The following is a 25,870-nucleotide window of genomic DNA, read 5'->3' as shown; positions in this document are numbered from 1 at the left end:
GAGCGCTCTGGCGCATCCGCATAGAGAACAAGCCTAGCCACGGTCGCGCTGGTGGCGCGCCTGATTAGGCTGCCGGCATGAGAACCAGCACGGATGCCGGCGCCGATACCGCGCTGCGCTATCGAGCCTTCGCCGAGGTGGAGGCCCGGGGGCTGAGCGCCTGCTACGAGGCCTGGGCGGCGGGGGTGGCGTGCGATGCGGCGACGATCGGATTGATCGACCGGCTGCCGCCGACCAAACGGCAACCCAACCTGGTGTTCAGCGCGGCCAGGTTCCACGGCGCCGAGGCCGGCGGTTATCTGGGTTTCCGGGCCTGGCTGGCCGAGAACTGGGCGGTGGTCGAGCAGACGTGCCGCAGCCACGCGACCCAGACCAACGAGCCGGGCCGATGCGCGGTGCTGCTCCCGACGCTCGGGAGTCTGCCGGGGCCGCTCGCCCTGATCGAGGTGGGGGCGTCGGCCGGGCTCTGCCTGCTGCCGGACTTATACAGCTATCGGTATCGGCCGGGCGGTCGCAGTGCTGACGGCCCGGGTGACGGCGCGGCCCTGCTCGACCCGCCCGCGGGGACCAGCCCAGTGCTGCTGGAGTGCGCGGTGACCGGATCTGTTCCCGTGCCGAGCCGGCTGCCTCGCGTGGTGTGGCGGGCCGGCATCGACCTCAACCCGCTCGACGTGACCGATCCCGCCGACGTGGCCTGGCTGGAGGCTCTGATCTGGCCGGAGCACGATGACCGGCGGGCCCGGCTGCGGGCGGCCGTGCAGGTCGCCCGCACAGCCCCGCCCCGGCTAGTGCGCGGCGACCTCAACGAGCAGGTCGAGGCTCTCGTGGCCGAGGCCCCGCCGGATGCGACCGTCGTGGTGTTCCACACGGCGGTGCTGGCCTATCTCGACGAGGCCGGCCGGGACCGGTTCGTGGCGACCATGGCCCGGTTGAGGGCCGAGCGTGGGGTGCGCTGGCTGGCCAATGAGGGGCGCACCGTGGTGCCAGGGGTGGCCGGGACGCTGCCGTCGACGCTGCCTGCGGCATCCGGTTCGGCTGACTTCGTGCTGTCGTTGGACGGCCGGGCGGTCGCGCTAGCCCAGCCGCACGGTCGCGCGGTGCATTGGCTCGGCTGAGGGCAGGCTAGATCGCCGGTGTGGCCAGCATGGGCGCAGCCGCGGCACGGTCGGCGCCGGCCCGGATCGGCCAGGCACCGTCGATGACGATCAGGTCGTCGCCCTTGGACTTGCGCAGGTAGGTCTGGAAGCTCTCTGCCTGCTCCCTGGCCCAACCGACCTGGCGGTCGTGCAGGGTGTACAGGTCGGTCTCCTCGGTCTTGGCCAACAGGGCCCAGGCGACCCGACCGGTGGCCACGGCATCCGCTTCGGCGTCGTGGGCCCCCTCGAGCAGCACGCCGTAGTACTCGGCGGTGGCCACCAGGGTGCGCTTGCCCTTGCGGTAGCGGTCCACAGCCTTGTCGATCACGTAGGGGTCGAGCACCGGGCCGAAGTCCTCGATGGGCGCCAGCCCGTAGCGGCGGGCCTCGGCGTTGAGCATCGACAGGTCGAAGCTGGCGTTGTAGGCCACGATCGGGCGGCCTCCGTCGATGCTGCGGCGCAGTACCGTGAGCATCTCGGCGATGGCGGTGGCCGGGTCGACGCCGTCACGCTGGGCGACCTCGTCGGTGATGCCGTGGATGGCGGACGCTCCCTCCGGAATGGGGATGCCGGGATTGAGCAGCCAGCTGTACGAGCCGTTCACCGTGCCGTCGCGCATGACGCGGCCGATGAAGCACGTGACGATGCGGTCCTCATCGGTGTTCACACCCGTGGTCTCCAGGTCGAACACGCACAGCGAGGGGATGTCGGCGATCGCGGTCTTGGCGGTTGATGTCTGCACGTTCCGACCCTATCGGCGCCCACCGACACTCCCGGTGAGGCGGCCGGGAGTGCCGCGCATCCTCTCCACAACTCATCGCGAAAGCGGTGAATCGGTTGCTTCAGCGCCGCGGAGGCAGCCGTGAACCCGCTTTCGCGAGATGAACCTTTCGCTAAGAGGGGGTGGTGCGGTCCCCTACCAGGTACCGGGGCGGTAGTCCTTGAGGAAGACCCCGTGCACGTCTTCGCCGGCCTCGCCGCGCACGATGGGGTCGTACACCCGGGCGGCGCCGTCAACCAGGTCGAGTGGGGCATGGAAACCCTCCTCGGCCAGGCGGATCTTGGTGGGGTGCGGGCGCTCGTCGGTGATCCAGCCGGTGTCGACGCTGGTCATCAGGATGCCGTCGGAGAGCATCTCCTTGGCGCTGGTGCGAGTGAGCATGTTCAGGGCGGCCTTGGCCATGTTGGTGTGCGGGTGCCCCGGACCCTTGTAACCGCGGCCGAAGACACCCTCCATCGCTGACACGTTCACGATGTAGGTGCGCCGAGCCTCGGATGCCGCCATCGAGGCCCGCAGACGGCTCACCAGCAGGAACGGGGCCGTGGTGTTGCACAGCTGCACCTCGAGCATCTCGAGTGGGTCGACGTCTTCGACGTTGGCCGTCCAGCTGTTCTCCTCGTGCAGGTCGGGCACCAGTCCGCCCGCGTCGATGGCGGTGCCAGCGGCCAGCCGTGCCAGCGACGAGGAGCCGGGGGCCAGGGCCAACGCGGTGAGGTCGTCGGCGGTGAGGGCGGCGCCGGTGGCCGCGGCGGCGAGGATCGGGTGGCTGGCCACGGACGCGGCCAGCGCGGTGGGGTGCGCATCGTTGGTGTGCCCGAACGAGACGATCTCGGGCAGTTCGCCGTCCGGCAGCGGCGAGGACTCGGCCTCCACCAGCGGGGAGTACGACCCGGGGGAGCGGCGCACGGTCTGCGCGGCGTTGTTGATCAGGATGTCCAGCGGACCCTGCGCGGCGACGGAGTCGGCCAGGCCGATCACCTGGGCGGGGTCGCGCAGGTCGATGCCGACAACGCGGAGGCGGTGCAGCCAGTCCTTCGAGTCGGGCATGGCGCTGAACCGGCGCACCGCGTCGCGGGGGAACCGGGTGGTGATGGTGGTGTGGGCGCCGTCGCGCAGCAGCCGCAGGGCGATGTACATGCCGATCTTGGCGCGGCCGCCGGTGAGCAGGGCGCGTTTGCCGGTGAGGTCGGTACGGGCGTCGCGCTTGGTGTGGCTCATCGCCGCGCAGCTCGGGCAGAGCTGGTGGTAGAACGCGTCGACGAGGGTGTACTTCTGCTTGCAGATGTAGCAGGCGCGCGGCACGAGCAGTTCGCCGGCCGAGGGCCGGTCGGTGCCCAGACGCAGCTGGGCGCCGATGGTCTCGTCGTCGATGCGGGTGGGAGCCCCGGTGGCGGTGGCGGCGATGACCTCCCGGTCCGCGTCCGCGATCAGCTGGCGCTTCTCGTGGCGGCGCACGGTCTTCACCGACTTGAACATCTTGGCGGTGGCCTGGCGCACGGTGACGAAGTCGGGGTCGTCCGGGTCGATGGTGGCCAGGGAGGCGAGCACGCGCAGGGCCACCTCGAGGTCGTGGGGGTCGATCGCGGGTGTCGCGGATGCGTCGCCGGTGGGAGCATCATCGACGGACGCGACGGATGCGGGCTCTACGGGTGTGCTCTGCGGGTGTTGCTCGGTGGTCATCAGAGAATTCTACGACGGCGCATCCGCCCCTCACACAGCCGGGCGAACAGACAACTGTGGCCGGTGCGGACAATTGCGCCCGGTGTGCGGGTAACAATTGTCCGCACCGGCCACAGTTGCTTGTGTAAAGCAGTCCTCCGAAGTGGACGGGGCGGTGCGAGGTGGAGCTAGACCTTGGCCGGCTCCGAGTCGGTCTCGGTCTTGAGCGCGCTCAGGTCCATCGACGAGGTCGGCGGCTCGAAGGTGGCGTCGAACGGCATCTCGTCGTGGTCGAGCAGGGGGTTCTCGAACTGGCCGGCAACGAGCTCGTGTGCCTCTTCGACCGATTCCACGCTCGGCATGGAGCCGGGCAGCGGGCGGTTGGCGGATTCCTTGAGCCAGAAGATGCTGATTCCACCGATGAACGAGGTGGCCATCAGGTAGTAGGCCGGCATCATGTCGTCACCGGTGGCGGCGATGAGCGCCGCGATGATGAACGGCGTGGTGCCACCGAAGATGGCGACGGCGAAGTTGTACGCGATGCCCATCGCGCCGTAGCGGCTGGCCGTGGGGAACAGGGCCGGCAGCGCCGAGGCGAGGTTGGCGACGTAGAACGTCACCGGGAGGGCGATCAGGGCCAGACCGGCGAGGGTCGTGAAGACGGAGCCCATACCGATGAGCAGGAACGCGGGGATGGCGAAGACCACGGCGCTGATCGAACCCATCCAGAGCACTGGGCGACGGCCGATCTTGTCGCTCAGGCGACCGGTGAGCGGGATGCAGCAGGCCATGATCACGAGGATCGGGATGGTCAGCAGCGTGCCGTGCAGCTCGTCATACCCCATGGTGCTGGTGAGGTAGGTCGGCATGTACGAGGTGAGAGCGTATCCGACGGTGTTCGCGGCGGCGACGAGGATCATCGCGAGGACGATGCCGCGCCAGTAGTTCTTGAAGATGGCGACAGGTCCCTTGGGGATGCTGTCGTCCTCCACGAAGTCGGGGTTCCTGGCGTTGACTTCCTGAGCGTCCAGGCTGGCCTGGAAGGCCGGGGATTCCTCGATCTTCATCCGGAAGTAGATGGCGATCAGGCCCAGCGGTCCGGCGAGCAGGAACGGCAGACGCCAACCCCACTCTTCCATGGCCGCCTGACCGAGAGTCACCTGCAGGATCGACACGAGAGCGGCACCCATCGCGAAGCCGAGGTAACTACCCATGTCGAGGAAGCTGGCGAGGAAGCCGCGGTTCTTGTCCGGAGCGTGCTCGCTGACGAAGGTGGTGGCACCGGCGTACTCGCCGCCGGTGGAGAAGCCCTGCACGAGCTTGGTCAGCACGAGCAGCACCGCTGCCCAGATGCCGAGCTGGGCGTAGCCGGGCAGGATGCCGACCACGAAGGTGGAGGCGGCCATGAGCATCAGCGTCATGGCGAGCACCCTCTGGCGGCCCAGCTTGTCGCCGAGCCAACCGAAGAACACGCCACCGAGGGGGCGGGCAATGAAGGTGGCGGCGAAGGTGCCGAGCAGGAACAGCGTCTGCACGGTCGGGTCGGCTTCGGGGAGGAAGACGGGACCCATTGTGGTGATCAGGTAGCCGAAGACTCCGACGTCGTACCATTCCATGGTGTTTCCGACGATCGTGCCGCCGAGCGCCTTCTTCAGCATCGGGCGGTCGACGACGTTCACGTCGGAGACCTTGAGCTTCCGGCGCAACAGCGGCTTCTTGATCTTCTTCACGGTGCGATCAGCACCGTTAATAGCGTTTGACATGTGTCACTTTCTGACAGTAGAGATGCCTCTTGTGGAGGTCATGACATGACTCTTGCGCAGGCACGTCGAGCCTCGAATGGAGGTCGTGAGATGCCTCAGATGGAGGTCATGTGCCCCGGATGCGGGGCCGCCCCTCGATGGGCATAAGCATCAATTTTAGCGCAATTTGCCTCAGAATCAGGCATTTCTCTTTCGATAGCCGCTCTGGACAGGGCTTTAGCCGGGTTCGGTGCGCGCCGCTTCGGCGGCATTTCGGGACCTGTGACTCGCTTAGGCTGGGTCGATGAGCGACTCTGTGACCTTCTGGTTCGACCCCTCCTGCCCCTGGGCCTGGATGACTTCTCGTTGGGTGGACGAGGTGAGTGATCTGCGCGGCTTCGAGGTGAGTTGGCGGGTGATGAGCCTCGCGGTGCTGAACGAAAACACCGACGTTTCCGAGGAGTACCGCGCGTTCTTCCCCCGGGCCCTCAAATACACCCGTCTGGTGCAGGCCGCTCAGGAGCTGCACGGCCAGGAGACCGTCAAGGCTCTCTACGACGCGCTGGGCACCCGAATCCACCACGAGGGCAACTCGGATGCCGATTCCGTGATTCCCGCGGCGCTCGCCGAGGTGGGCCTGCCGGCCGACTTCGCCCGCTACGCCGAGAGCGACGAGTTCGACGTGCAGATGCGCGCCAGCCACTTCGACGGCATCAACCGGGTGGGCCAGGACGTCGGCACCCCGGTGATCGCCGTGAACGACGTTGCCTTCTTCGGCCCGGTCATCTCGCCGGCACCGACCGGGGATCAAGCGCTGGCCCTGTGGGACGGCGTGGTCGCGGTGGCCGGCTACGACGGCTTCTTCGAGATCAAGCGCAGCCGCACCCGCGACCCGATCTTCGCGCCCGCCCTCGTTGCGGCAGCCGAGTAGCAGCGCCGCAGCATCCCGCCCGACTAAATAGACTGCTCATCATGCGCATCCACATCGCCACCGACCACGCCGGCCTCGACTTCAGCACCCTCCTGATCAGCCACCTCGGTACGGCCGGGCACGAGGTCATCGACCACGGGCCCACCAGCTACGAACCGCTCGACGACTACCCGGCGTTCTGCATCAGCGCGGCGGCGGCCGTGGTCGCCGACCAAGCGGCCGGCGTCGAGGCACTCGGCGTGGTGTTCGGCGGCTCCGGCAACGGTGAGCAGATCGCGGCCAACAAGGTGCACGGCGCACGCGCCGCGCTGGTCTGGAACGCGGCCACCGCCACCCTCGCCCGCGAACACAACAACGCCAACGTCATCGCGATCGGCGCCCGCCAGCACCCCATCGAGGACGTCATCGCGTTCATCGACGCCTTCATCGCCACCCCGTTCCCCGGCGAGGAACGCCACCAGCGCCGCATCGACCAGCTGGCCGAATACGAGACCACCGGCACCATCGCCGGCACCGTCCTGAGCAACTGAGCTGTACCTCACCTGATCCACCGAGTCGGAAAGGCATCGCCGTGCCAGAGGGTCATTCCGTCCATCGCATCACCCGGCAATTCGCGCGCAACTTCGTGGGCCGCCCGGTGCAGCTCTCGTCGCCGCAGGGCCGGTTCGCCGCCGGTGCGGCACAACTGAGCGGTCACGTCATGACGGATGCCCGCGCCGTGGGCAAACAGATGTTCCTGGAGTTCGACAACGGGCTCTGGCTACGGGTGCACCTGGGCATGTACGGCGCCTGGGACTTCGCGGGCGACATCATCATGGACGCCACGATCGCCTCGAGCAACGGCCGGATGGGACAGACCAACCAGCGCGGCACCGACCTCGCGCCGGTGCTCGATTCAGCGGGCGAGAACTCCATGCACAGCATCGGTGCGCCCCGCCGCACCCGGGTGCGCATGGCCGAGCAAGAAAAGGAGATCGACCAGCTCGACACGTTCCCGCCCGAACCCGTCGGCCAGGTGCGGGTGCGCCTGCTCACCGACACGGTCTCGGCCGACCTCCGCGGCCCGACCGCCTGTGAGGTGCTCGACCCCGCCCAGGTCGACGCTGTGCTGGCCAGGCTCGGCCCCGACCCGCAGCTCGACGACAGACCGGAGGCCGAACAGCGCTTCGTGGACACCGTGCGCAAGAAGCCCACCCGTATCGGCCTGCTGCTGATGGACCAGTCAGTCGTCAGCGGTATCGGCAACGTCTACCGCGCCGAGCTGCTGTTCCGGGCGAAGATCAACCCGCACGCCCCGGGCAAGTCGCTGACCGAGGAGAGCCTGCGGGCCCTCTGGCGGGACTGGGCGCATCTGCTGGCCATCGGTGTGAACACCGGCCAGATGATGACCATGGACGACCTGACCGGCGAGGATTACCGACTCGCGATGAAGAACCGCGCCGACCGGCACTGGGTCTACAAGCGCGAGGGCCTGCCCTGCCGGATCTGCGGCACCCACATCACCCTCGAGGAAATGGGCGCCCGCAAGCTCTACTACTGCCCGTCCTGCCAGGCCTGACCCGTCCCATCCGCCGCACCTGCGTCTGTCATCGCTGACCCCGCCCGCACCCCAGGAGCCCGCCCGTGAGAACCAACCCCAGCTTCGCGCTCGACCAGGTCGACGAGGTACGCCGTCTGATTCAGGAGTACCCCTGGGTCACCCTGGTGAGCTCCACGGAGGCGGGCGAGCTCGTCGCCTCGCACTACCCGGTGATCCTCGACACGGCGGCCGCCGACGGCGAGATCGTGCTGCTCAGCCACGTCGGTCGGCCCGATGAGCAGCTGCACGAGCTGGGCGCGCACGAGATCCTCGTGATCGTGCAGGGCCCGCACGGCTACATCTCGCCCGGCTGGTACGACGCCCGCCCCGCCGTGCCCACCTGGAACTTCGTCACCGCGCACCTGCACGGCACTCCCGAGATACTCTCCGACGCCGAGAACCTGCGGGTACTCGCGGCCCTGGTCGACCACTTCGAGGACCGCATGGACGAGCCCCGGCGCATGAACGGCACCCCGGAGAACGCCGACTACGCTGCCCGCATCGTCGCCGGTACCGTGGGTTTCCGCCTGCGGGTGACGCGCTTCACGGCGAAGGACAAAATGAGCCAGAACAAGCCGGCCGCCACAGTCGACCGTATCCTCGCCGAGCTCGACGGTGACGGTCCGTACGCGAGCCCGGCGCTGGCCGCCCGGATGCGCCGGGCCCGCGACAGCGCCGCCGAACCCAGCGCCGCCGAATGAGCCTGGTACTGCGCAACGGCCGCCTGCCCGGCAGCGACGACCTCGTCGACGTGCGCGTTGACGACGGCCTGATCACCTCGATCGGCTACCTCGCACCCGCGAGCGGCCACTCGCCGGCGACCCGGACCGTTGATCTGGACGGGCGCTGGATCACGCCGGGGCTCTGGGACAATCACGTGCACTTCAGCCAGTGGTCCCAGACCGCCAGGCGCCTCGACGTGTCCGACGCGACGAGCGCCCGGGCGGCCGCCGATCTGGTCGTCGACCGGCTGGCCGCGGTGCCGGCCGCCGGCAAGCACGACAGACTCGTCGGCTTCGGCTTTCGGGACGCCCTGTGGTCGGATGCCCCGAGCCGCACTCTGCTCGACGCCGCGTCAGGGCCGGTGCCGGTGGTCCTGGTCAGCGGCGACCTGCACAGCTGCTGGCTGAATTCCGCCGCCCTCGCGGTCTACGGTTTCGCGGGCCACCAGACCGGGCTGCTGCGCGAGGACGACGCCTTCGCGGTGGAACACGCCATCGACAACGTGCCGGACGCCGACCTCGACGCCTGGGCCGACGAGGCCGCCCGTGCTGCGGCCGCCCGCGGTGTGGTCGGCATCGTCGACCTGGAGATGACCTGGAACCTCGACGTCTGGCGGCGCCGCATCGATGCGGGCACCGACAGCCTGCGGGTCGATTTCGGCCTGTACACGCACCACCTCGACGACGCGATCGCGCAGGGTCTCACCAGCGGCCAGGTGATCGACGGCACCGGCGGGCTGCTCACCGTCGGCCCGTACAAGGTGATCACCGACGGCTCGTTGAACACCCGCACCGCGTACTGCTTCGACGCCTACCCAGGACTCTCCGGCGACCACGACCGTGGCATGCTCACCGTGCCCGCCGACGAGCTCGAGGCCCTGATGCGGCGGGCCGCCGCCGCCGGCATCCGCCCCGCCGTGCACGCCATCGGCGACAACGCCAACAGTCTCGCCCTCGACGCCTTCGAGGCCGTGGGCTGCACCGGCAGCATCGAGCACGCCCAACTGCTCACCGCGGCCGATGTGGCCCGGTTCGCCCGCCTGGGGATCACAGCCAGCGTTCAACCCGAACACGCCCTCGACGACCGCGACGTGGCCGACCGGTACTGGGCCGGCCGCACCGAACGGGCGTTCCCGCTGGCCGACCTGCTGTCCGCCGGGGTGCAGCTGGCGCTCGGCTCCGACGCACCCGTCGCGCCACTCGACCCGTGGGTGGCCATCTCGGCCGCCGTGGGGCGCAGCCGGGGCGAGCGCGCCGCCTGGCACCCCGACCAGGCGATCTCCCGGCAGGCCGCGCTGGCGGCATCCGCCCGAGGCCGGCACGGCATCGGTGTGGGCCAGATCGCCGACCTCGCGATCTGCGAGATCGACCCGTTTGTGGCGTCGGTGGCCGATCTGCGACGGATGCCCGTGGCCGCGACACTGCTCGGTGGCCGGTTCACGCACAGCACACTCTGAGGTGCGGGGGATAACCCCCACACAGATCCGGCGGCTGAGGGGATGGGCGCAGGCCGCCGCCGAGAGCACGCTGGAACCATGACCAACGACACCCTCAATTCCGCCACGGGCGCCGGTGACACCACCGGGAGCCCGAACTCTGCCACGCTGGGCTTCGTGCAGCCCGCCATCAAGCCCGCCGAGAGCGGCCAGAGCCCGACCGGCTATCTCAGCCTGTGGGCGCGCACGCCCAGGGAGCTCGGCTTCCTGCTGCCGACCCTGCCCATCGTCATCGTGTCCCTGACCGTCCTGGTGACCCTGTTCGCCACGGGAGTGAGCCTGGTGGCCCTGTTCGTGGGCCTGTTCATCGTCGTGGCCGCCCTGTACGCCGCCCGCGGCTTCGGCGTCGTCGAGCTCACCCGGCTGCGCTGGGCCGGCCAGCCGGCAATCACCCCGCCGCAGTGGACACCGCGCGGCGAACCCGCGACGCCGCTGCGCGCCATCCTCGGCCCGCTGGTGTCCGGTCATTACTGGCTGTACCTGCTGCACGGCATGATCGTGAATTTCATCGTGGGCGTGGTGTCCTGGTCGATCGTCATCGTGTGGCTGTCCGGCGCGCTTGGCGGGCTCACCTACTGGATCTGGAGCTGGTCGCTGCCCAACGACAGCGAGTCCGTGGGGCTCTTCGATCTGATTACCGGTTCGTTCGGCCCCGACAGCGGCCAGAACCTGGCCGCCGAGAACGTGCTGAACGCCGCCCTGGGCCTGGCCTTCCTGCTCACCCTGCCGTTCGTCACCCGCGGCATGGTCTTGATGCACCAGGGCATCGCCAGCGTGATGCTCGGCGCCTGGTCGTCCGAGGCCCTGCAGCGCGAGGTCGCCGACCTCAGCGCCTCCCGCGGCGCGGCCGTGTCGGCTGAAGACCAGTCGCTGCGGCGGCTCGAACGCGACATCCACGACGGGCCCCAGCAGCGCCTGGTGCGCCTGCAGATGGATCTCGCCAGCGCCGAACGCCGGCTCGACGACGACCCGGATGCCGCGCGCCGGCTTCTCGTCGAGGCCCGCGAACAGGCGCGCGACACGCTCGAGGAACTGCGGGCACTCTCCCGCGGACTGGTGCCGCCGATCCTGCAGGACCGCGGCCTGATCGTGGCCCTGGAGTCGCTGGCCGCTCGCAGCACCGTGCCCGTTCAGCTGGAACTGCAGGTGGACCACGACCTGCGGCTGCCCTCGGAGATCGAGCGCAGCAGCTACTTCATCGCCGCCGAACTGCTCACCAACGTGGCCAAGCATGCCGGGGCCACTGGAATCCGGCTGCACCTGGAACTCCGCCGGGTCCCGGAGGACGACTCCACCTGGCTGGACCTCTGGGTGATCGACAACGGCCGCGGCGGCGCGGTGCTGCAGGACGGCCACGGTCTGGCCGGCCTGGACGAACGCCTCAAGGGCCTGCGCGGCATCCTGTCGGTGCGGAGCCCGCACGGCGGCCCCACCGCGGTGGGCGCGCACATCCCTGTGGTGCACGACCTGGGCAGCTCCGTCGTTCGGTGATGAGTGCGCCCTATCCTGAACGGGTGAGCACACTCCAGCGTCCCACCCCGACCGCACCGCTACGCCTGGTCCTGGCAGAGGACTCCGTGCTGCTGCGTGAGGGTCTGGTGCGGCTGTTCGCCGAGGCAGGTTTCGACACCGTGGCCGCCTACGGCGACGCCGACGCCCTGCTCGCCGAGATAGAAGCCCTGCGACCCGACCTGGCGGTGCTCGACGTTCGGATGCCGCCCACCTTCCGCGACGAGGGGGTGCGCGCCGCGATCGAGCTGCGGCGCCGGCTGCCGGGCATCGGCATCCTGCTGCTCAGCCAGTACGTCGAGGGCACCTACGTGCAGGAGCTGCTGGCGTCGGGGGAGGGTGGCCTGGGCTACCTGCTCAAGGACCGGGTCGCGTCGCTCGACGAGCTGCAGGATGCCGTCGCCAGGGTGAGCGCCGGCGGCACGGTGCTCGACCCGCAGGTGGTGCGCGAACTGCTGGCCCGCCGCACCAGTCCGCTGGCGGCGCTGACCCCGCGGGAGCGTGACGTGCTCGGCCTGATGGCGGAAGGGCGCACCAACGTGGGCATCGCCGAGCGCCTCGTGATCGGGGTCGGCGCGGTGGAGAAGAACGTCACCGCGATCTTCGTCAAGCTCGGCCTCGACGACACCGGGTCCGATCACCGCCGGGTGCTCGCGGTGCTGGCCTTCCTGCAGGGCTAGCAACTGCAGGGCGCCCCTGACTTGCGGCACCGTGCCCCGTCAACGCCCGCACACGGTGCTTCGTTCGCACGTCGGCGCAGAGCAGGGATCACTCGGCAGGGGGAGACGGGAACAACGGCGTGTACCGCCGCCAGAAGCCGAGATAGCGGGTGCCGCCCACCACGATCGAGCCGGCCAGGAAGCCCACGCCGCCCACTACGGAGATCGCGAGGCAGACGAGCAGCGGCAGGCCAAGCCCCAGAGTGATCCCGGCCAGCAACAGGCCGAGCAGGGTGGAGTTCACCGCGATGATGAACATCATGCTGCTGCCCAGCACCTGGCTGAAATTCCGCGGCTTGCCGCCCAGGAAGTAGTAGGTGGTCTGGGTGCCGGGCAGGTCGTCGAACCGGGACGCCATCAGGTACGGCGCGACCCCGGGGTCAAGCTCCACGTACGCCGCCCGCAACCTGTTCATCGCCAGCACGTAGGCCAGGTCCTCCATGCTCACATTCGTCACCCGTACCTGGGTGAGGATACCCACGAGCAGGATGATGCCGAGCACCGTGAGTGCGAAGCCGGGGAAGCCCTCGTCGAACTGGGTGGCCTGCCCGGCCAGGGCCAGGCTCACCAGCCCGGCCGAGACCAGGTACAGGAACATGCTGATGCGGGTCAGCACCTCACCTTGGGTGGTGCTGCGCGAGGCCAGCAGGCTCCAGTGCTCGGTGGCGAGCAGCTGGGCGCGCACCGCGGGCGGTACTTCCGGGTTCGGGCCGGCCGGCGCCGGGTCCTCGTCGGGCATGCAGCCATAGTGGCCCGCATCCGCCAAGCCGCACAGGGCACCCGGCGTGACAGGGCACGGCGTGAGGGAGCGGACCCACGATAGAGGACACTGGGACCATGAGCGTGATTGAGAACTCCAAACTGGCCATCGTCGGCGCCGGCGCCGTCGGCACATCCCTGGCCTACGCGGCCCTGATCCGCGAGTCCGCCCGTGAGGTGGCTCTGTACGACATCAACTCGGCCAAGGTGGCCGCCGAGGTGCTCGACCTCGCACACGGCACCCAGTTCACCGGGGCATCCAGGGTCACCGGCGGCGATGACCTCGACGTGGTGAGTGGCGCCAACGTCGTCGTGATCACCGCCGGCGCCCGCCAGCATCCCGGCCAGTCCCGCCTCGAGATGGCCGGCGTGAACGTCGAGATCCTGCGCGACCTGATGCCCAAGCTCGTCGAGCGGGCCCCCGACGCCATTTTCGTCCTCGTCACCAACCCCGTCGACGTGCTCGCCGTGGCCGCCCAGCAGTTCAGCGGCCTGCCGCCGGCGCGGGTGTTCGGCTCCGGCACCGTGCTCGACTCCTCCAGGCTGCGCTGGATGCTCTCCGAACGTGTCGGCGTGGCGATCTCCAACGTGCACGCCCTCATCGTCGGCGAACACGGCGACTCCGAGTTCCCGCTCTGGTCGCAGGCGCGTATCGGGCCGATCTCGCTGGCCGACTGGATGCTGGCCCGCGGCGCCACCGGACCGGCGCAGGGCAGCGGATCTGTGCCGTTCTCCGAGGCCGAGTTCGAGTCGATCGCTGACGAGGTCAAGAACGCTGCCTACAAGGTGATCGAGGGCAAGGGCGCCACCAACTACGCCATCGGCCTCTCCGGCGCCCGCATTGTCGAGGCGGTGCTGCGTGACGAGGGAGCCATCCTGCCGGTCAGCTCGGTGCTCACCGACTACCGGGGTGTCAGCGGGGTGGCCCTGTCGGTGCCCAGCGTCATTGACGCCAGCGGTATCGCCCGCGTCATCGACGTGCCGTTCTCGGCCAAGGAGCAGGCGCTGTTCGAACACTCCGCCGCCACCCTCCGCGCCTCCCTCGACACCCTCGGACTGGCCTGACCCGTGGAACCGAAACTCGGCTACGGCTGGACCGAAGACAAGATTCCCGACCTCACCGGCCGCACCGCCATCGTGACCGGAGCCAACTCGGGTTTGGGCTTCGTGACCGCGGCGCAGCTGGCCGCGCACGGCGCATCCGTGACCCTGGCCGTGCGGGACGGCGCCAGGGGAGCGGCGGCCGTGGAGCGGATGCGGGATCGCCTGCCGGATGCCGATCTGTCGGTTCGAGTGCTGGACCTGGCCAGCCTGGTCTCGATTGCCGCCTTCGCCGAGGAGTTCATCGCCGGCCCCGGTCGTCTCGACCTGCTGGTGAACAACGCCGGTGTGATGAACCTGCCCGAGCGGCGCACCGTCGATGGCTTCGAGATGCAGTTCGGCACCAACCACCTGGGTCACTTCGCACTGACCGGGCGGCTGCTTCCGCTGCTGGTGGCCGGCCCGGATGCGCGCGTGGTGACGCTGTCGTCGACGGTGCACCGCATCGGACGGATGAACTTCGACGACCTGATGGGCACCAGGCGCTACCGGCCGTGGCCGGCGTACGGGCAGAGCAAGCTCGCCAACCTGTTGTTTACCAGCGAGCTGCAGCGCCGGTCGGCGGCCGCGAAGCTGTCCCTGCGGGCGATGGCTGCGCATCCGGGCTTCGCCCTGACGAACCTGCAGACCGCCGGTCCTGCCATGCGCGGTGCGAAGACCACCACCAGGCGCAGCCGCCTGATGGCGACGCTGACCCGGGAATTCGCCCAACCGGCGGTGTGGGGTGCGTTGCCGTCGCTGTACGCGGCCACCCTGCCCGGGCTGGCCGGCAACTCGTTCGTCGGGCCGGAGGGGTTCGGGCAGCAGCACGGGCATCCGGTGCCCGTCACACGCTCCAAGCGCGCACAGAACACCGACGACGCCCGCCGCCTCTGGACGGAGAGCGAGCGCCTCACCGGTGTGACCTACGTCTTCGCCTGACCCGGAAGGGCCCGAGACCCTTGCAATATGGAGGGGATGACGGGAATCGAACCCGCGCCATCAGTTTGGAAAACTGAGGCTCTACCATTGAGCTACATCCCCATGTGCCACACCTGCTGGCACTCGAATATCGTAGTACAGGTTTCGGTGCGTGATTTCCCCAGCGCCGACAAACACCCCGGAACGCGCCCGGAATCCGCTCAGGGACGCCCCGGGCTGCGGGTGGTGCACTAGACTGACGGAGGTCAATCCGCCTGTCGCGTGAGTATGCGTGCCAAGTTGGTGGCCCCAACGGGTGAGATGACATCCGGGGCGTAGCTCAGCTTGGTAGAGCGCTCGGTTTGGGACCGAGAGGTCGCAGGTTCGAATCCTGTCGCCCCGACCATCACCCCCCTGCACATCTGTCGAACATAATCTGTCGAACACAGGAGATTTAAACGTGAAGTCCACGGTAGAAAAGCTGAGCCCCACGCGCGCCAAGGTCACCATCTCGGTGACTCCGGAAGAGCTGAAGCCCAGCATCACCCACGCCTACGGGCACATCGCCGAAGACATCAACATCCCCGGCTTCCGCAAGGGCAAGGTCCCGCCCGCCATCATCGACCAGCGCGTCGGCAAGTCCGCCGTGCTGGAGCACGCGGTCAACGAGAGCCTCGACGGTTTCTACCGCAAGGCCGTTGATGAGCACAAGCTGCGCCCGCTCGGCCGTCCGGAGGCCGACATCGTCGAGTGGCCCAGCGACAAGGACTTCTCCGGAGACCTGCAGCTGGCCATCGAGGTCGACGTGCGTCCCGAGATCGACCTGCCCGTCTACGAGGGCATCAAGCTCACCGTCGACGCCGTCGAGATCTCCGACGATGAGGTCACCGAAGAACTCAACACCTTGCGCAGCCGCTTCGGCACGCTGATCACGGTCGACCGTCCCGCCACCTCCGGCGACTTCGCCCAGATCGACCTCGTCGCATCCGTCAACGGTGTCGAGGTCGACAACGCCAGCGGCATCTCCTACGAGGTCGGCTCCGGCGACCTCATCGAGGGCATCGACGAGGCCCTCGAGTCCCTCACCGCCGGTGAGACCACCACCTTCGCCTCCAAGCTGCTCGGCGGCGACCACGAGGGCGAGACCGCGGAGATCACCGTCACCGTCATCGCTGTCAAGGAGCGCGAGCTTCCCACCGCCGACGACGACTTCGCGCAGATCGCCAGCGAGTTCGACACCATCGACGAGCTCACCGAGAGCCTCAAGGTCCAGGTCGGCCGCTCCAAGGTCTTCGGCCAGGGCAACCAGGCCCGCGAGCTGCTCATCGAGCAGCTGCTCTCCTCCGTCGAGGTCCCGATCCCCGAGGCCATCATCGCCGACGAGGTGCACCGTCACCTCGAGGGCGAGAACCGCCTCGAAGACGAGACCCACCGCGCCGAGGTCACCGAGGCCAGCGAGAAGACCTTCCGTCAGCAGATCCTGCTCGACACCATCGCCGAGGCTGAGAAGGTCAAGGTCAGCCAGGACGAGCTCACCCAGTACCTGATCCAGGGTGCCTCGCAGTACGGCATGGACCCGAGCGAGTTCGTTCAGGCCCTGTCCGGCAACGGCCAGATCCCGTCCATGGTCGCCGAGGTCGCCCGCAACAAGGCCCTCGCGATCGCCCTGGGCAAGGCCGAGGTCACCGACTCCAACGGTGCCTCCGTCGACCTGTCCGAGTTCACGGCCGTCGTCGACGACGAGCCTGCAGCCGACGAGGCTGCTTCTGACGAAGCCGCCTCTGACGAAGCCGCCTCTGATGAAGCCGCCTCTGATGAAGCAGCCGAGGAGGCCCCGGCCGCCGAGGCCAAGCCGAAGAAGAAGGCTGCTGCAAAGAAGTAACCCCGACGCCTGATGGCGCTGGTAAACGGGTCGGATGTCTGCGGACATCCGGCCCGTTCTGCGTGTACCGCCGCCGGCGTGAATCTGCCGAGGGCGAACAGAGCCTTTTGCGCGCGTTGGACCCTATAGATTCATTCTGAAGCGACAAGCGAAACGGAGCGCGACATGGCCGAAATGGCACTTACACCCGGCGTTTTTGACAAACTGCTGGCCGACCGCATCATCTGGCTCGGCTCAGAGGTGCGAGACGACAACGCCAACGAGATCTGTGCCAAGATCCTGCTGCTGGCCGCAGAGGACTCGCAGCGGGATATCTTCCTCTACATCAACTCACCTGGTGGCTCGATCACCGCGGGCATGGCAATCTACGACACCATGAAGTTCGTATCGAACGACATCGTCACCGTGGGAATCGGACTGGCGGCCTCGATGGGCCAGTTCCTGCTCTCCTCCGGCACCAAGGGCAAGCGGTACATCACCCCGAACGCGCGCGTGCTGTTGCACCAGCCGTCCGGTGGGTTCGGCGGCACGGCGGCCGACATCCAGACCCAGGCCAAGGTCATCCTCGACATGAAGAAGCGGATGGCAGAGCTCACGGCCGAGCAGACCGGCAAGTCGGTCGAGCAGATCCTCATCGACAACGACCGCGACAACTGGTTCACCGCCCAGGAAGCTCTGGACTATGGATTCGTTGACCACCTGCGCGAATCTGCGACGCAGGTTGTCGGCGGCGGCGGCACCGACGACTCAGTGAACAAGAAGTAGGACGGGCAGAAAATGGAATTCACTAATTTTGGCCACCAGGCCGGCGGAATGGCGCCCGGTGGAATGGCACCGCAGGCCCCGCAGTCGCGTTACATCCTCCCCACCTTCGAGGAGCGCACCGCCTACGGCTACAAGCGCCAGGACCCGTACGCCAAGCTGTTCGAGGACCGCATCATCTTCCTCGGCGTGCAGGTTGACGATGCCTCGGCCGACGACGTCATGGCCCAGCTCCTGGTCCTCGAGAGCCAGGACCCCGACCGCGACATCGTGATGTACATCAACTCGCCCGGTGGCTCCTTCACCGCCATGACGGCGATCTACGACACCATGCAGTACATCCGTCCGCACATCCAGACGGTCTGCCTCGGCCAGGCGGCCTCCGCCGCCGCCGTGCTGCTGGCCGGTGGAACACCCGGCAAGCGCCTCGCGCTGCCGAACGCCCGCATCCTCATCCACCAGCCGTCGGCCGGCGGCCAGGGTGGCGGCCAGGCCTCCGACATCGAAATCCAGGCGGCCGAGATCCAGCGGATGCGCGAATGGCTTGAAGAGACCCTCGCCGGTCACTCCAACCGCACCAAGGAGCAGGTCCACAAGGATATCGACCGCGACAAGATCCTCGGCTCGAAAGAGGCCCTCGAATACGGTCTGATCGACCAGATCCTGACCAGCCGCAAGAACGTGCCCACGCTGGTCAAGTAGTACCGCAACGGACGGGTTGGCCCTCTGGTCAGCCTGTTCACCGAACGGCGCGTCGCCCCGAGGCGGCGCGCCGTTTCGCATTGTTCCGTGGCTGCACGCATCTGTCACACGCACAAGCTAGGCTCGAATTCAGCGTCATTGATGGAGGAGGCTCACGGATGGCCCGAATAGGCGAGAGCGCCGACCTGTTGAAGTGTTCTTTCTGCGGAAAGAGCCAGAAGCAGGTGCAGCAGCTCATTGCCGGACCCGGCGTGTACATCTGCGATGAATGCGTTGAGCTCTGCAACGAGATCATCGAAGAACGTCTGGCCGAGGCCGGAGCCGAAGAAGTCGGCAGCGAATTCGAGCTGCCCAAGCCCCGGGAGATCTTCGGATTCCTCGAGGAGTACGTCATCGGGCAGGAAGCCGCCAAGCGCGCCCTCGCCGTGGCCGTCTACAACCACTACAAGCGCGTGCGCAGCCGCGCCACCCTGACCGCGGCGGACGCCATCCATGACGACGTCGAGATCGCCAAGTCCAACATCCTGCTGATCGGCCCCACCGGTTGCGGCAAGACCTACCTCGCCCAGACCCTCGCGAAGCGGCTCAACGTGCCGTTCGCCGTCGCGGATGCCACGGCCCTCACCGAGGCCGGCTACGTGGGTGAAGACGTCGAGAACATCCTCCTCAAGCTCATTCAGGCCGCCGACTACGACGTGAAGCGCGCCGAGACCGGCATCATCTACATCGACGAGATCGACAAGATCGCCCGCAAGGCCGAAAACCCGTCGATCACCCGCGACGTGTCCGGGGAGGGCGTGCAACAGGCGCTCTTGAAGATCCTCGAGGGAACCGTCGCCTCGGTGCCGCCGCAGGGCGGCCGCAAGCATCCGCACCAGGAGTTCATCCAGGTGGACACCACCAACGTGCTGTTCATCGTTGCCGGCGCTTTCGCCGGGCTCGACGACATCATCTCCCAGCGTGCCGGCAAGAAGGGCATCGGCTTCGGCGCCCCGCTGCACAGCAAGGGCGACGACATCAACCTCTTCAGTGAGGTGCTGCCGGAAGACCTGCACAAGTTCGGGCTGATCCCCGAATTCATCGGCCGGCTGCCCGTGGTGACCACGGTCACCCAACTCGACCAGGTCGCCCTGATGCAGATCCTCACGGTGCCCAAGAACGCCCTGGTGCGCCAGTACCAGCGCATGTTCGAGCTCGACGGTGTGGAACTGGACTTCGAACAGCCCGCGCTCGAGGCCATCGCCGACCTCGCGGTCCTGCGCAAGACCGGTGCCAGAGGCCTCCGCGCCATCATGGAGGAGGTGCTCGGACCGATCATGTTCGAGGTACCGTCTGCCACGGATGTCGCCCGCGTCGTGGTCACCCGCGAATCGGTCCTCGAGAACGCGGCTCCCACCATCGTGCTGCACTCGGCTCGGCGCGAGGAGAAGTCCGCGTAACCGGTCCCGTCCGTCCCGAACCGCCCCCGACCTCACATCGGGGGCGGTTCTGCGTCCACGGTCGATTACGTTTACGGCCGGTTAGTCGAGCCCGCGGCGGTCGAGCAGGGGCTGGATGTGCGCGTCGCGACCGCGGAAGGACCTGTAGGCGACCAGCGGGTCGCCGCTGCCGCCCACGCCGAGCAGCCGGTCACGGAACCTGTCACCGTTGGCCCGGGTCAGGCCGCCGTTCTCGGTGAACCAGGCCACGGTGTCCGCGTCGAGCACCTCGCTCCAGATGTAGGAATAATAGCCTGCGTCGTAGCCGCCGGAGAAGGTGTGCGCGAAATAGGTGCTCGCGTACCGGGTGGGGACCACGGGGTTGTCCAGGCCCACCGCGGCCAGCGCGGCCGCTTCGAAGGCAGCCACATCCGCCACGGTGTCGTCGGCGGTGATGCGGTGCCAGGCCTGGTCGAGCAGGGCGGCGGCAAGGTACTCACTGGTGGCGAATCCCTCGTTGAACGTCGCCGATTCGCGGATGCGGTCCACGAGCTCCTGCGGCATGGACTCGCCGGTGCGGTAGTGCCTGGCGTAATTCGCCAGGACCTCGGGCCAGAGCATCCACATCTCGTTGACCTGGCTCGGGAATTCGACGAAGTCCCTGTAGACATTGGTGCCGGCGAAGCGCGGGTAGGTGACCTGCGCGAAGAGACCGTGCAGGGCGTGCCCGAACTCGTGGAACAAGGTGGTCACCTCGTCGAAGGTGAGCAGGGTGGGGGAGCCGGCGGCGGGCTTGGGCACGTTGAGGTTGTTGGTGACGATGGTGGGAGTGCCCAGCAGGGTGGACTGCGAGACCAGCGCGTTCATCCAGGCACCGCCGCGCTTGGAGTCGCGGGTGTAGAAATCGGCGATGTACAGGCCCACCGGGGAGCCGTCCTCGTTCGCGACCTCGAAAACGCGAGCCTCGGGATTCCAGGCGGTGAGGTCGGGCCGTGCGGTGAAGGTGATCCCGTAGAGCCGGGTGGCAGCGTAGAAGACCCCGTCGTGCAGCACCCGCTCCAGTTCGAAGTACGGCCGCATGGCGCTCGTGTCGACGTCGTACCTGGCCTGTCGTACCTTCTCGGTGTAGAACGCCCAGTCCCAGGCGGCGAGCTCGAAGTCGCCGCCAGAGTCTCGTACCGCGGCCTGCAGCGCCTGCTGTTCGTCGCGCGCGTTGCGTGCCGCGGCGGGCGCGAGTCGATCCAGCATCCCGGCGACGGCTTCCGGGGACTTCGCGGTTTCGTCGGCCGTGACGTATGCGGCGTGGCTGGCGAAGCCGAGTAGCCGCGCGCGCCGGGCTCGCAAGCGGGTGATCTCGAGCACCAGCTCGCGGTTGTCGTGCTCGCCGCCGCGGATGCCGCGTGACCGGGACGCGGTCAGCAGGCGTTCCCGAACCGCGCGGTTGGTGAGCGAGGCGAGGTACGGATGGCTGGTCGGCAGCACCAGGGTGATGACGTACTTGCCGGTATGACCCCGTTCGGCGGCGGCGCCGGCGGCCGCCGAGATCTCGCCGTCGCCGAGCCCGTCGAGCTCGGCGACGTCGTCGATCACGACGGCGAGGTCGTTGGTGTCGGCGAGCAGGTTCTTCTCGAACCGGGTGGTGAGGGTGGACAGACGCATGTTCAGGTCGCGCAGGGATACTTTGTCAGCGTCAGAGAGCGCCGCGCCGGTGAGGGTGTACTCGGTGTGATATCGCTCGAGCAGGTACGCGGTCTCCGGGTCGAGATCCAGGGAATCACGTCGCTCCTGCAGCGACGCGATACGGGCGTACAGCGCAGAGTCGAGCCGGATGGCGTCGGCGTGCGCTGCGAGCAGCGGTGCGAGCTCCTCCTCGAGTGCGGTGCCGAACTCTGTGGCGTCCGACGAGCTCAGCGAGAAGAACACCGTGGCCACGCGCTGCAGAACCTGTCCGCTGCGTTCGAGTGCGATGAGGGTGTTCTCGATGGTCGGCTCCGCGGGGTCTGCCGTGATGGCCGTGATCTCGGCGAGCTGCTCGGCCATCCCGGCGTCGAACGCCGGACGATAGTGCTCGTTGCGGATCTCACCGAAGGGGGGCAGCTGGTAGGGCAGGGTGCTGGGAGCAAGGAAGGGATTCGCGGAGTCGGCCATGGACCCAGCCTAGGACGCCGGTTGACGGGGCCGCTCACAACGGGGCCAGGCGTCGTACAGTGGCGGCATGAACAGTGTCGGCACGAGCAATGGAGGCCGGGGTGACACCCCGGAGCGACAGGAGACCGCACCTCGTGCCGGGCATCCGTTCGGTCACGAGCACCCGCAACGGGTGTTGACCTGGCGCACCGCCGAGAATTCCGCCGGCTACCTGCTCCCGCACTTGCGACCCGGCCTCAGCCTGATCGATGTCTCGAGCGGAGCGGGCACCGTCACGCTCGATCTGGCCCGACGGCTCGCGCCGGGCTCCGTTCTCGGCGTGGACACGTCGGCCCTGGCCGTGCAGCAGGCGGCGGGCCTGGCCTTCGATGAGGGAGTGCACAACGCCAGGTTCGCGGTCGGGAACGCCTACGCGCTGCCGGCGGAGGACGCATCCGTGGACATTGTGCACGCGCACCAGGTGTTGCAGCACCTGGACAACCCGGTGGCGGCGCTGCGTGAGATGAGGCGGGTCCTCAAGCCCGGCGGCATCCTCGCCGCCCGCGATGCGGACTACGGTGCCGTGGCCTGGTACCCGAAGCTGGCCGGGCTCGGCTCCTGGATGCAGGTGTACCGCGCGGTGCACAGCTTCGACGGCGGTGACCCCGACGCCGGTCGGGCGTTGAAGGCCTGGGCCAGGCAGGCCGGCTTCGACACGGTGAGCGTGAGCGCGTCGATCTGGTGCTTCTCGTCGGAGGCGGAGCGGGAATGGTGGGGCGAATCCTGGGCGGCGCGCGCAATCGAGGCGGACTTCGCCGCTCACGCCATCGAGTCCGGGGCCGCCCGGCTGAGCGACCTGCACGAGATCAGCGCCGCGTGGCACCGGTGGGCCGAGGATCCGGACGGCTGGTTCTGCATGCCGCACGGCGAGATCATCGCCGTCCAACCGTCCTGATCCGCCGGCACAGTGCGGTAGAAATGGTACCGATGCCCATTCTCACGTCCCTCCAACTCTGGGCCGAGTCGTTCCCCGACCAGGTCGCCGTGGCCGTTGACGACGACGTGGTCAGCTATGCCCAGTTGCGCCAACGCATTCTCGACCACCCCGGCAGCACCGGCCTCACCGTGCTCAACAGGGTCAACAGCATCGACGTCGTCGCTGACTTCCTCGCGGCTGTGTCGGGCAGCGGATGCGTCGCCATGCTCGACCCGCACTGGCCGGCAGAGCAGCGCGCCGAGGTCGAGGGGCGCCTACGCGGCATCGCCACCGGATCCGATGCGCGCAGTGCGCCGGGTGCGTCCGGTCCTGGAGGAGGCACCGCGGGGCGTCTTGCCGACGGTCCGGCAGAGTCCACCTTCCTCTACGGATTCACCTCGGGAACAACCTCCCTGCCCAAGGCCTTCCGCCGCACGCGGCGGTCCTGGCAGCGGTCACTCGAGCACAGCGCCGAGGTGCTGCACCTCACCCGGCATGACCGCACTCTCGCGCCGGGTCCGCTCACGGCCAGCCTCAACCTCTACGCGTTGGCCGAATCGCTGCAGGCCGGCGGCAGCTTCCATACCCTGGAGAGGTTTGATGTGGCGGCAGTGCTGGGCTGCCTCGAGCGGGAACGGATCAGCAGGCTGGTGGCCGTTCCGACCGTGCTGCGGATGCTCGCCGACCGGGCGGTGGCGGCCGGCCGGGTGGATCGCGGGCTCACCTGCATCGTGAGCGGTGGGGCCAGGCTCGACGCGGCCACCACCGGGCTGCTGCAACGGTGGGCGCCCCACGCCACCATCGTGAGCTATTACGGCGCCGCCGAACTGGGCTTCGTCGCGGCGTCGTCGGTGGCCCCTGGCGACGCTGCCGGCAGCGCCGGCGCCGGCGCCGACAGTGCCGTGGGCCAGCCCTTTCCCGGGGTCAGCATCCGCATCGCGGACGACGACGGCCGACCGCTCCCCGCCGGTGCGACCGGAACCATCCAGGTTGCCAGCGACTTCGTCTGTGACGGCTACCTGTGGGGTGATGACGGAGAGGCTTTTACACGCGTCGGCGCGTGGTGCACGGTCGGCGACCAAGGCTTTCTCGACGAGTCCGGCGTGCTGCACGTGCTGGGTCGCCGTGCCGACATGATCGTCAGCGCCGGCACCAATGTGTATCCGCAGGAGGTGGAGGCCGCCCTGCACCGGGTGCCAGGAGTGCAGGCCGCCGTGGTGACGGGATGCCCCGATGCCGTCGTCGGCACCCGGGTCGTCGCCGCCGTGATCGCCGCGCCCGTGGTGGACGCCGCCCGGCTGCGGAACGCCTGCATCTCAGCGCTGGCCGGCGAGCACCGGCCGCGTGATTTCTTCCGGCTGACCGAGCTTCCCGTGACGACGGCCGGCAAGGTCAGTCGCGGCCTGCTGGCCCGGTGGATCGAGGAGGAGGACCCCCGTGTCGTTCGCCTCCGCTGATCCGCTCAGCCCCACGCCGGGTGTCATCCCTGATGACCGGCAGCCCGTCATCCTGCTGGGCCGTCGCACGGCGTTCACCCGTTTCAACGGGGCCCTACGCGGCGTGACCGCCGCAGAGCTGCTGGCGCCGGTGCTCGAGGCAGTCCTGGCCGACAGTGGCCTGCCCGCCGCAGACGTCGATGACGTGATCATCGGCAATGCCGTGGCCGGCGGCGGCAACGTGGCGCGACTGGCCCTGCTCACGGCGGGACTTCCGCCGGCCGTTCCCGGGGTGACCATCGACCGGCAATGCGGATCGGGCCTCGAGGCCATCGTTCTCGCCTGCCGGCTCGTGCAGGCCGGTGCCGGCAGCCTGTACCTCGCGGGCGGGGTCGAGAGCACGAGCACGGCTCCGCTGCGAGCCCACCGGCTCAGTTCCACGGACGGCGCCCCGGATTTCTACGACCGGGTGCGATTCTCGCCCGACGACATCGGCGACCCGGACATGGGCGTTGCGGCAGAGACGGTCGCGGCCGCCTACGGCATCGAACGCGAGCGGCAGGATTCCTTTGCCCTCCGCAGCCACCGGCTCGCTGTTGCGGCCGGGCAGGCGGGCGCGTTCTCCACCGAGATCGTCGACGTTGAGACGGCGAACGGGCCGGTCTCGGTGGATTCCGGACCGCGGCCGACCTTGACCCCGAGCCTCCTGGCCCGGTTTCCGGCGGTGTTCACTGCTGGGGGAACGGTCACGGCCGGTAACTCCTGCGGCGACGCGGATGGCGCCGTGGTTGTGGTTGTCACCAGCCGGGCGCGGGCGGCCTCTCTCGGCGCATCCGGTTGCCTGGCCTTCGTAGATGCGGTGCCGGCGGGCGTCGACCCCAACCTGCTCGGGATCGGCGGCGGGGCGGCTGCGCTCAGACTCTTCGCCCGCACCGGTGTATCGGCCGCGCAGCTGGGCCGGGTCGAGTTCACCGAGGCGTTCGCGTCGCAGACGCTGGCATCGCTGGACCTGATAGCGGTCCCGGTGGAGCGCGCCAACCTGCAGGGCGGTGCCATCGCGCTCGGGCACCCCTACGGAGCTTCCGGCGCGCTGCTGGTTCTGCGCCTGCTCAGCCAGTGCCGCGCCGAGGCTTCGGCGGGCGAGCTATCCCTGAGCGCCCTGAGCATCGCGGGCGGACTGGGGCTCGCCGCCCTGTGGCGGTGGGAGAGCTAGGGCGCTGGGAGAAAACGGGCAGTGGCGGAACAAGGGCAGTGGCGGAACGAAGACTAGATCCAGTCCTCGTCATCGTCCATGACGATGGCGGGCTGCGTGATGGTGGCGCTGTCTTCCTTCGGGTCGAACCGGATGACGGTGCCGTCGTCGAGCTCGATGACCGGGTTGCCTTCCAGCCAGGTCAACGTCCATCGCCAGGCGCTGGTGTCGTCGGGCAGCGCCTCGAGGTCGCCCTCGACCGCCTGCAGGGCGATGACGACGACCTCGGGCAGCCCGGTCGGCGGTTCTGCGCCGAGGGACCAGCGGGTTCCGAGCTGCAT

General features: G+C 68.6%; 23 protein-coding genes and 2 tRNA genes. 18 read left to right on the top strand and 7 right to left on the bottom strand.

Features of this window, described 5'->3' with window-relative positions; translation table 11 throughout:
• Positions 1-77 precede the first annotated feature (77 nt).
• Positions 78-1,115 (top strand): DUF2332 domain-containing protein, encoded by a 1,038-nt coding sequence (locus tag E3T22_RS11115; protein WP_134408749.1) that lies wholly within the window; start codon positions 78-80, stop codon positions 1,113-1,115.
• A gap of 7 nt (positions 1,116-1,122) precedes the next feature.
• Here E3T22_RS11115 and E3T22_RS11110 read toward each other — a convergent pair whose 3' ends face one another.
• From E3T22_RS11110 to E3T22_RS11100, 3 genes are all read right to left on the bottom strand, one after another.
• Entirely contained in the window at positions 1,123-1,878 is a 756-nt protein-coding gene (locus E3T22_RS11110) for an exonuclease domain-containing protein (RefSeq protein WP_240632188.1), read from the bottom strand.
• 174 nt (positions 1,879-2,052) lie between these two features.
• Positions 2,053-3,597, bottom strand: coding sequence for an SDR family oxidoreductase (locus E3T22_RS11105; protein ID WP_088456405.1), 1,545 nt, complete (start codon positions 3,595-3,597; stop codon positions 2,053-2,055).
• A 167-nt stretch (positions 3,598-3,764) separates the two neighbouring features.
• A complete protein-coding gene (locus E3T22_RS11100; protein ID WP_088456404.1) occupies positions 3,765-5,339 on the bottom strand; it encodes an MFS transporter in 1,575 nt (524 codons plus the stop codon).
• Between the two features lie 283 nt (positions 5,340-5,622).
• Here E3T22_RS11100 and E3T22_RS11095 point away from each other — a divergent pair, with 283 nt between their 5' ends.
• The 7 genes from E3T22_RS11095 (at position 5,623) to E3T22_RS11065 (ending at position 12,235) form a co-directional block, all read left to right on the top strand.
• On the top strand, positions 5,623-6,249 hold the full coding sequence (locus E3T22_RS11095; RefSeq protein ID WP_088456403.1) for a DsbA family protein: 627 nt from the start codon (positions 5,623-5,625) through the stop codon (positions 6,247-6,249).
• Between the two features lie 41 nt (positions 6,250-6,290).
• A complete protein-coding gene (locus E3T22_RS11090; protein ID WP_088456402.1) occupies positions 6,291-6,779 on the top strand; it encodes a ribose-5-phosphate isomerase in 489 nt (162 codons plus the stop codon).
• Between the two features lie 41 nt (positions 6,780-6,820).
• Positions 6,821-7,807: an Fpg/Nei family DNA glycosylase gene (locus E3T22_RS11085; protein WP_134480124.1), complete on the top strand. Its 987-nt coding sequence runs from the start codon at positions 6,821-6,823 to the stop codon at positions 7,805-7,807.
• Between the two features lie 65 nt (positions 7,808-7,872).
• Positions 7,873-8,529, top strand: coding sequence for an FMN-binding negative transcriptional regulator (locus tag E3T22_RS11080; RefSeq protein WP_134408746.1), 657 nt, complete (start codon positions 7,873-7,875; stop codon positions 8,527-8,529).
• The gene (locus E3T22_RS11075; protein WP_134480122.1) at positions 8,526-10,007 is read left to right on the top strand and encodes an amidohydrolase; all 1,482 of its coding nucleotides are present in this window, start codon (positions 8,526-8,528) and stop codon (positions 10,005-10,007) included. Before E3T22_RS11080 ends, E3T22_RS11075 begins: the two co-directional genes overlap by 4 nt.
• 78 nt (positions 10,008-10,085) lie before the next feature.
• On the top strand, positions 10,086-11,537 hold the full coding sequence (locus E3T22_RS11070) for a sensor histidine kinase (RefSeq protein ID WP_134408745.1): 1,452 nt from the start codon (positions 10,086-10,088) through the stop codon (positions 11,535-11,537).
• Entirely contained in the window at positions 11,537-12,235 is a 699-nt protein-coding gene (locus E3T22_RS11065; RefSeq protein WP_088456397.1) for a response regulator transcription factor, read from the top strand. Before E3T22_RS11070 ends, E3T22_RS11065 begins: the two co-directional genes overlap by 1 nt.
• 88 nt (positions 12,236-12,323) lie before the next feature.
• On the opposite strand, the gene E3T22_RS11060 is transcribed toward E3T22_RS11065, so the two are convergent.
• A complete protein-coding gene (locus E3T22_RS11060) occupies positions 12,324-13,013 on the bottom strand; it encodes a hypothetical protein (RefSeq protein ID WP_088456396.1) in 690 nt (229 codons plus the stop codon).
• A 98-nt stretch (positions 13,014-13,111) separates the two neighbouring features.
• Here E3T22_RS11060 and E3T22_RS11055 point away from each other — a divergent pair, with 98 nt between their 5' ends.
• Together E3T22_RS11055 and E3T22_RS11050 are read left to right on the top strand one after the other, a co-directional pair.
• The gene (locus E3T22_RS11055) at positions 13,112-14,098 is read left to right on the top strand and encodes an L-lactate dehydrogenase (protein WP_103431987.1); all 987 of its coding nucleotides are present in this window, start codon (positions 13,112-13,114) and stop codon (positions 14,096-14,098) included.
• Positions 14,099-14,101: 3 nt separating this feature from the next.
• The gene (locus E3T22_RS11050; protein ID WP_103479561.1) at positions 14,102-15,055 is read left to right on the top strand and encodes an oxidoreductase; all 954 of its coding nucleotides are present in this window, start codon (positions 14,102-14,104) and stop codon (positions 15,053-15,055) included.
• Positions 15,056-15,083: 28 nt separating this feature from the next.
• On the opposite strand, the gene E3T22_RS11045 is transcribed toward E3T22_RS11050, so the two are convergent.
• A tRNA-Gly gene (locus E3T22_RS11045) sits at positions 15,084-15,157 on the bottom strand.
• A 206-nt stretch (positions 15,158-15,363) separates the two neighbouring features.
• Here E3T22_RS11045 and E3T22_RS11040 point away from each other — a divergent pair.
• From E3T22_RS11040 to clpX, 5 genes are all read left to right on the top strand, one after another.
• Positions 15,364-15,440, top strand: a tRNA-Pro gene (locus E3T22_RS11040).
• Between the two features lie 54 nt (positions 15,441-15,494).
• Complete coding sequence (gene tig, locus E3T22_RS11035; RefSeq protein WP_134480120.1) at positions 15,495-16,916, top strand: trigger factor; 1,422 nt, start codon at positions 15,495-15,497, stop codon at positions 16,914-16,916.
• Between the two features lie 165 nt (positions 16,917-17,081).
• The gene (locus E3T22_RS11030; RefSeq protein WP_088456392.1) at positions 17,082-17,681 is read left to right on the top strand and encodes an ATP-dependent Clp protease proteolytic subunit; all 600 of its coding nucleotides are present in this window, start codon (positions 17,082-17,084) and stop codon (positions 17,679-17,681) included.
• 12 nt (positions 17,682-17,693) lie between these two features.
• Positions 17,694-18,380 (top strand): ATP-dependent Clp protease proteolytic subunit, encoded by a 687-nt coding sequence (locus E3T22_RS11025; RefSeq protein ID WP_370028119.1) that lies wholly within the window; start codon positions 17,694-17,696, stop codon positions 18,378-18,380.
• 158 nt (positions 18,381-18,538) lie between these two features.
• Entirely contained in the window at positions 18,539-19,819 is a 1,281-nt protein-coding gene (clpX, locus tag E3T22_RS11020) for an ATP-dependent Clp protease ATP-binding subunit ClpX (protein WP_088456390.1), read from the top strand.
• A gap of 81 nt (positions 19,820-19,900) precedes the next feature.
• On the opposite strand, the gene E3T22_RS11015 is transcribed toward clpX, so the two are convergent.
• Complete coding sequence (locus tag E3T22_RS11015) at positions 19,901-21,946, bottom strand: M3 family metallopeptidase (RefSeq protein ID WP_134480119.1); 2,046 nt, start codon at positions 21,944-21,946, stop codon at positions 19,901-19,903.
• Between the two features lie 67 nt (positions 21,947-22,013).
• On the opposite strand from E3T22_RS11015, the gene E3T22_RS11010 reads away from it, so the two are divergent.
• From E3T22_RS11010 to E3T22_RS11000, 3 genes are read left to right on the top strand one after another with little or no spacing between them, the layout of a single operon-like run.
• Positions 22,014-22,880: a class I SAM-dependent methyltransferase gene (locus E3T22_RS11010; protein ID WP_088456388.1), complete on the top strand. Its 867-nt coding sequence runs from the start codon at positions 22,014-22,016 to the stop codon at positions 22,878-22,880.
• A gap of 32 nt (positions 22,881-22,912) precedes the next feature.
• Positions 22,913-24,358 carry a class I adenylate-forming enzyme family protein gene (locus tag E3T22_RS11005; protein ID WP_134480117.1) on the top strand — a complete coding sequence of 482 codons (1,446 nt, stop codon included), beginning with the start codon at positions 22,913-22,915 and terminating at the stop codon, positions 24,356-24,358.
• Entirely contained in the window at positions 24,339-25,550 is a 1,212-nt protein-coding gene (locus tag E3T22_RS11000) for a thiolase family protein (RefSeq protein ID WP_134480115.1), read from the top strand. Before E3T22_RS11005 ends, E3T22_RS11000 begins: the two co-directional genes overlap by 20 nt.
• Before the next feature lie 53 nt (positions 25,551-25,603).
• Here the strand turns inward: E3T22_RS11000 and E3T22_RS10995 are convergent, their stop codons facing one another.
• Entirely contained in the window at positions 25,604-25,870 is a 267-nt protein-coding gene (locus tag E3T22_RS10995) for a hypothetical protein (protein WP_088456385.1), read from the bottom strand.

This window comes from Cryobacterium sp. TMB3-10, assembly GCF_004402305.1.
GTDB lineage: Bacteria > Actinomycetota > Actinomycetes > Actinomycetales > Microbacteriaceae > Cryobacterium > Cryobacterium zongtaii.
This window is presented reverse-complemented; position numbering and strand designations above follow the sequence as displayed.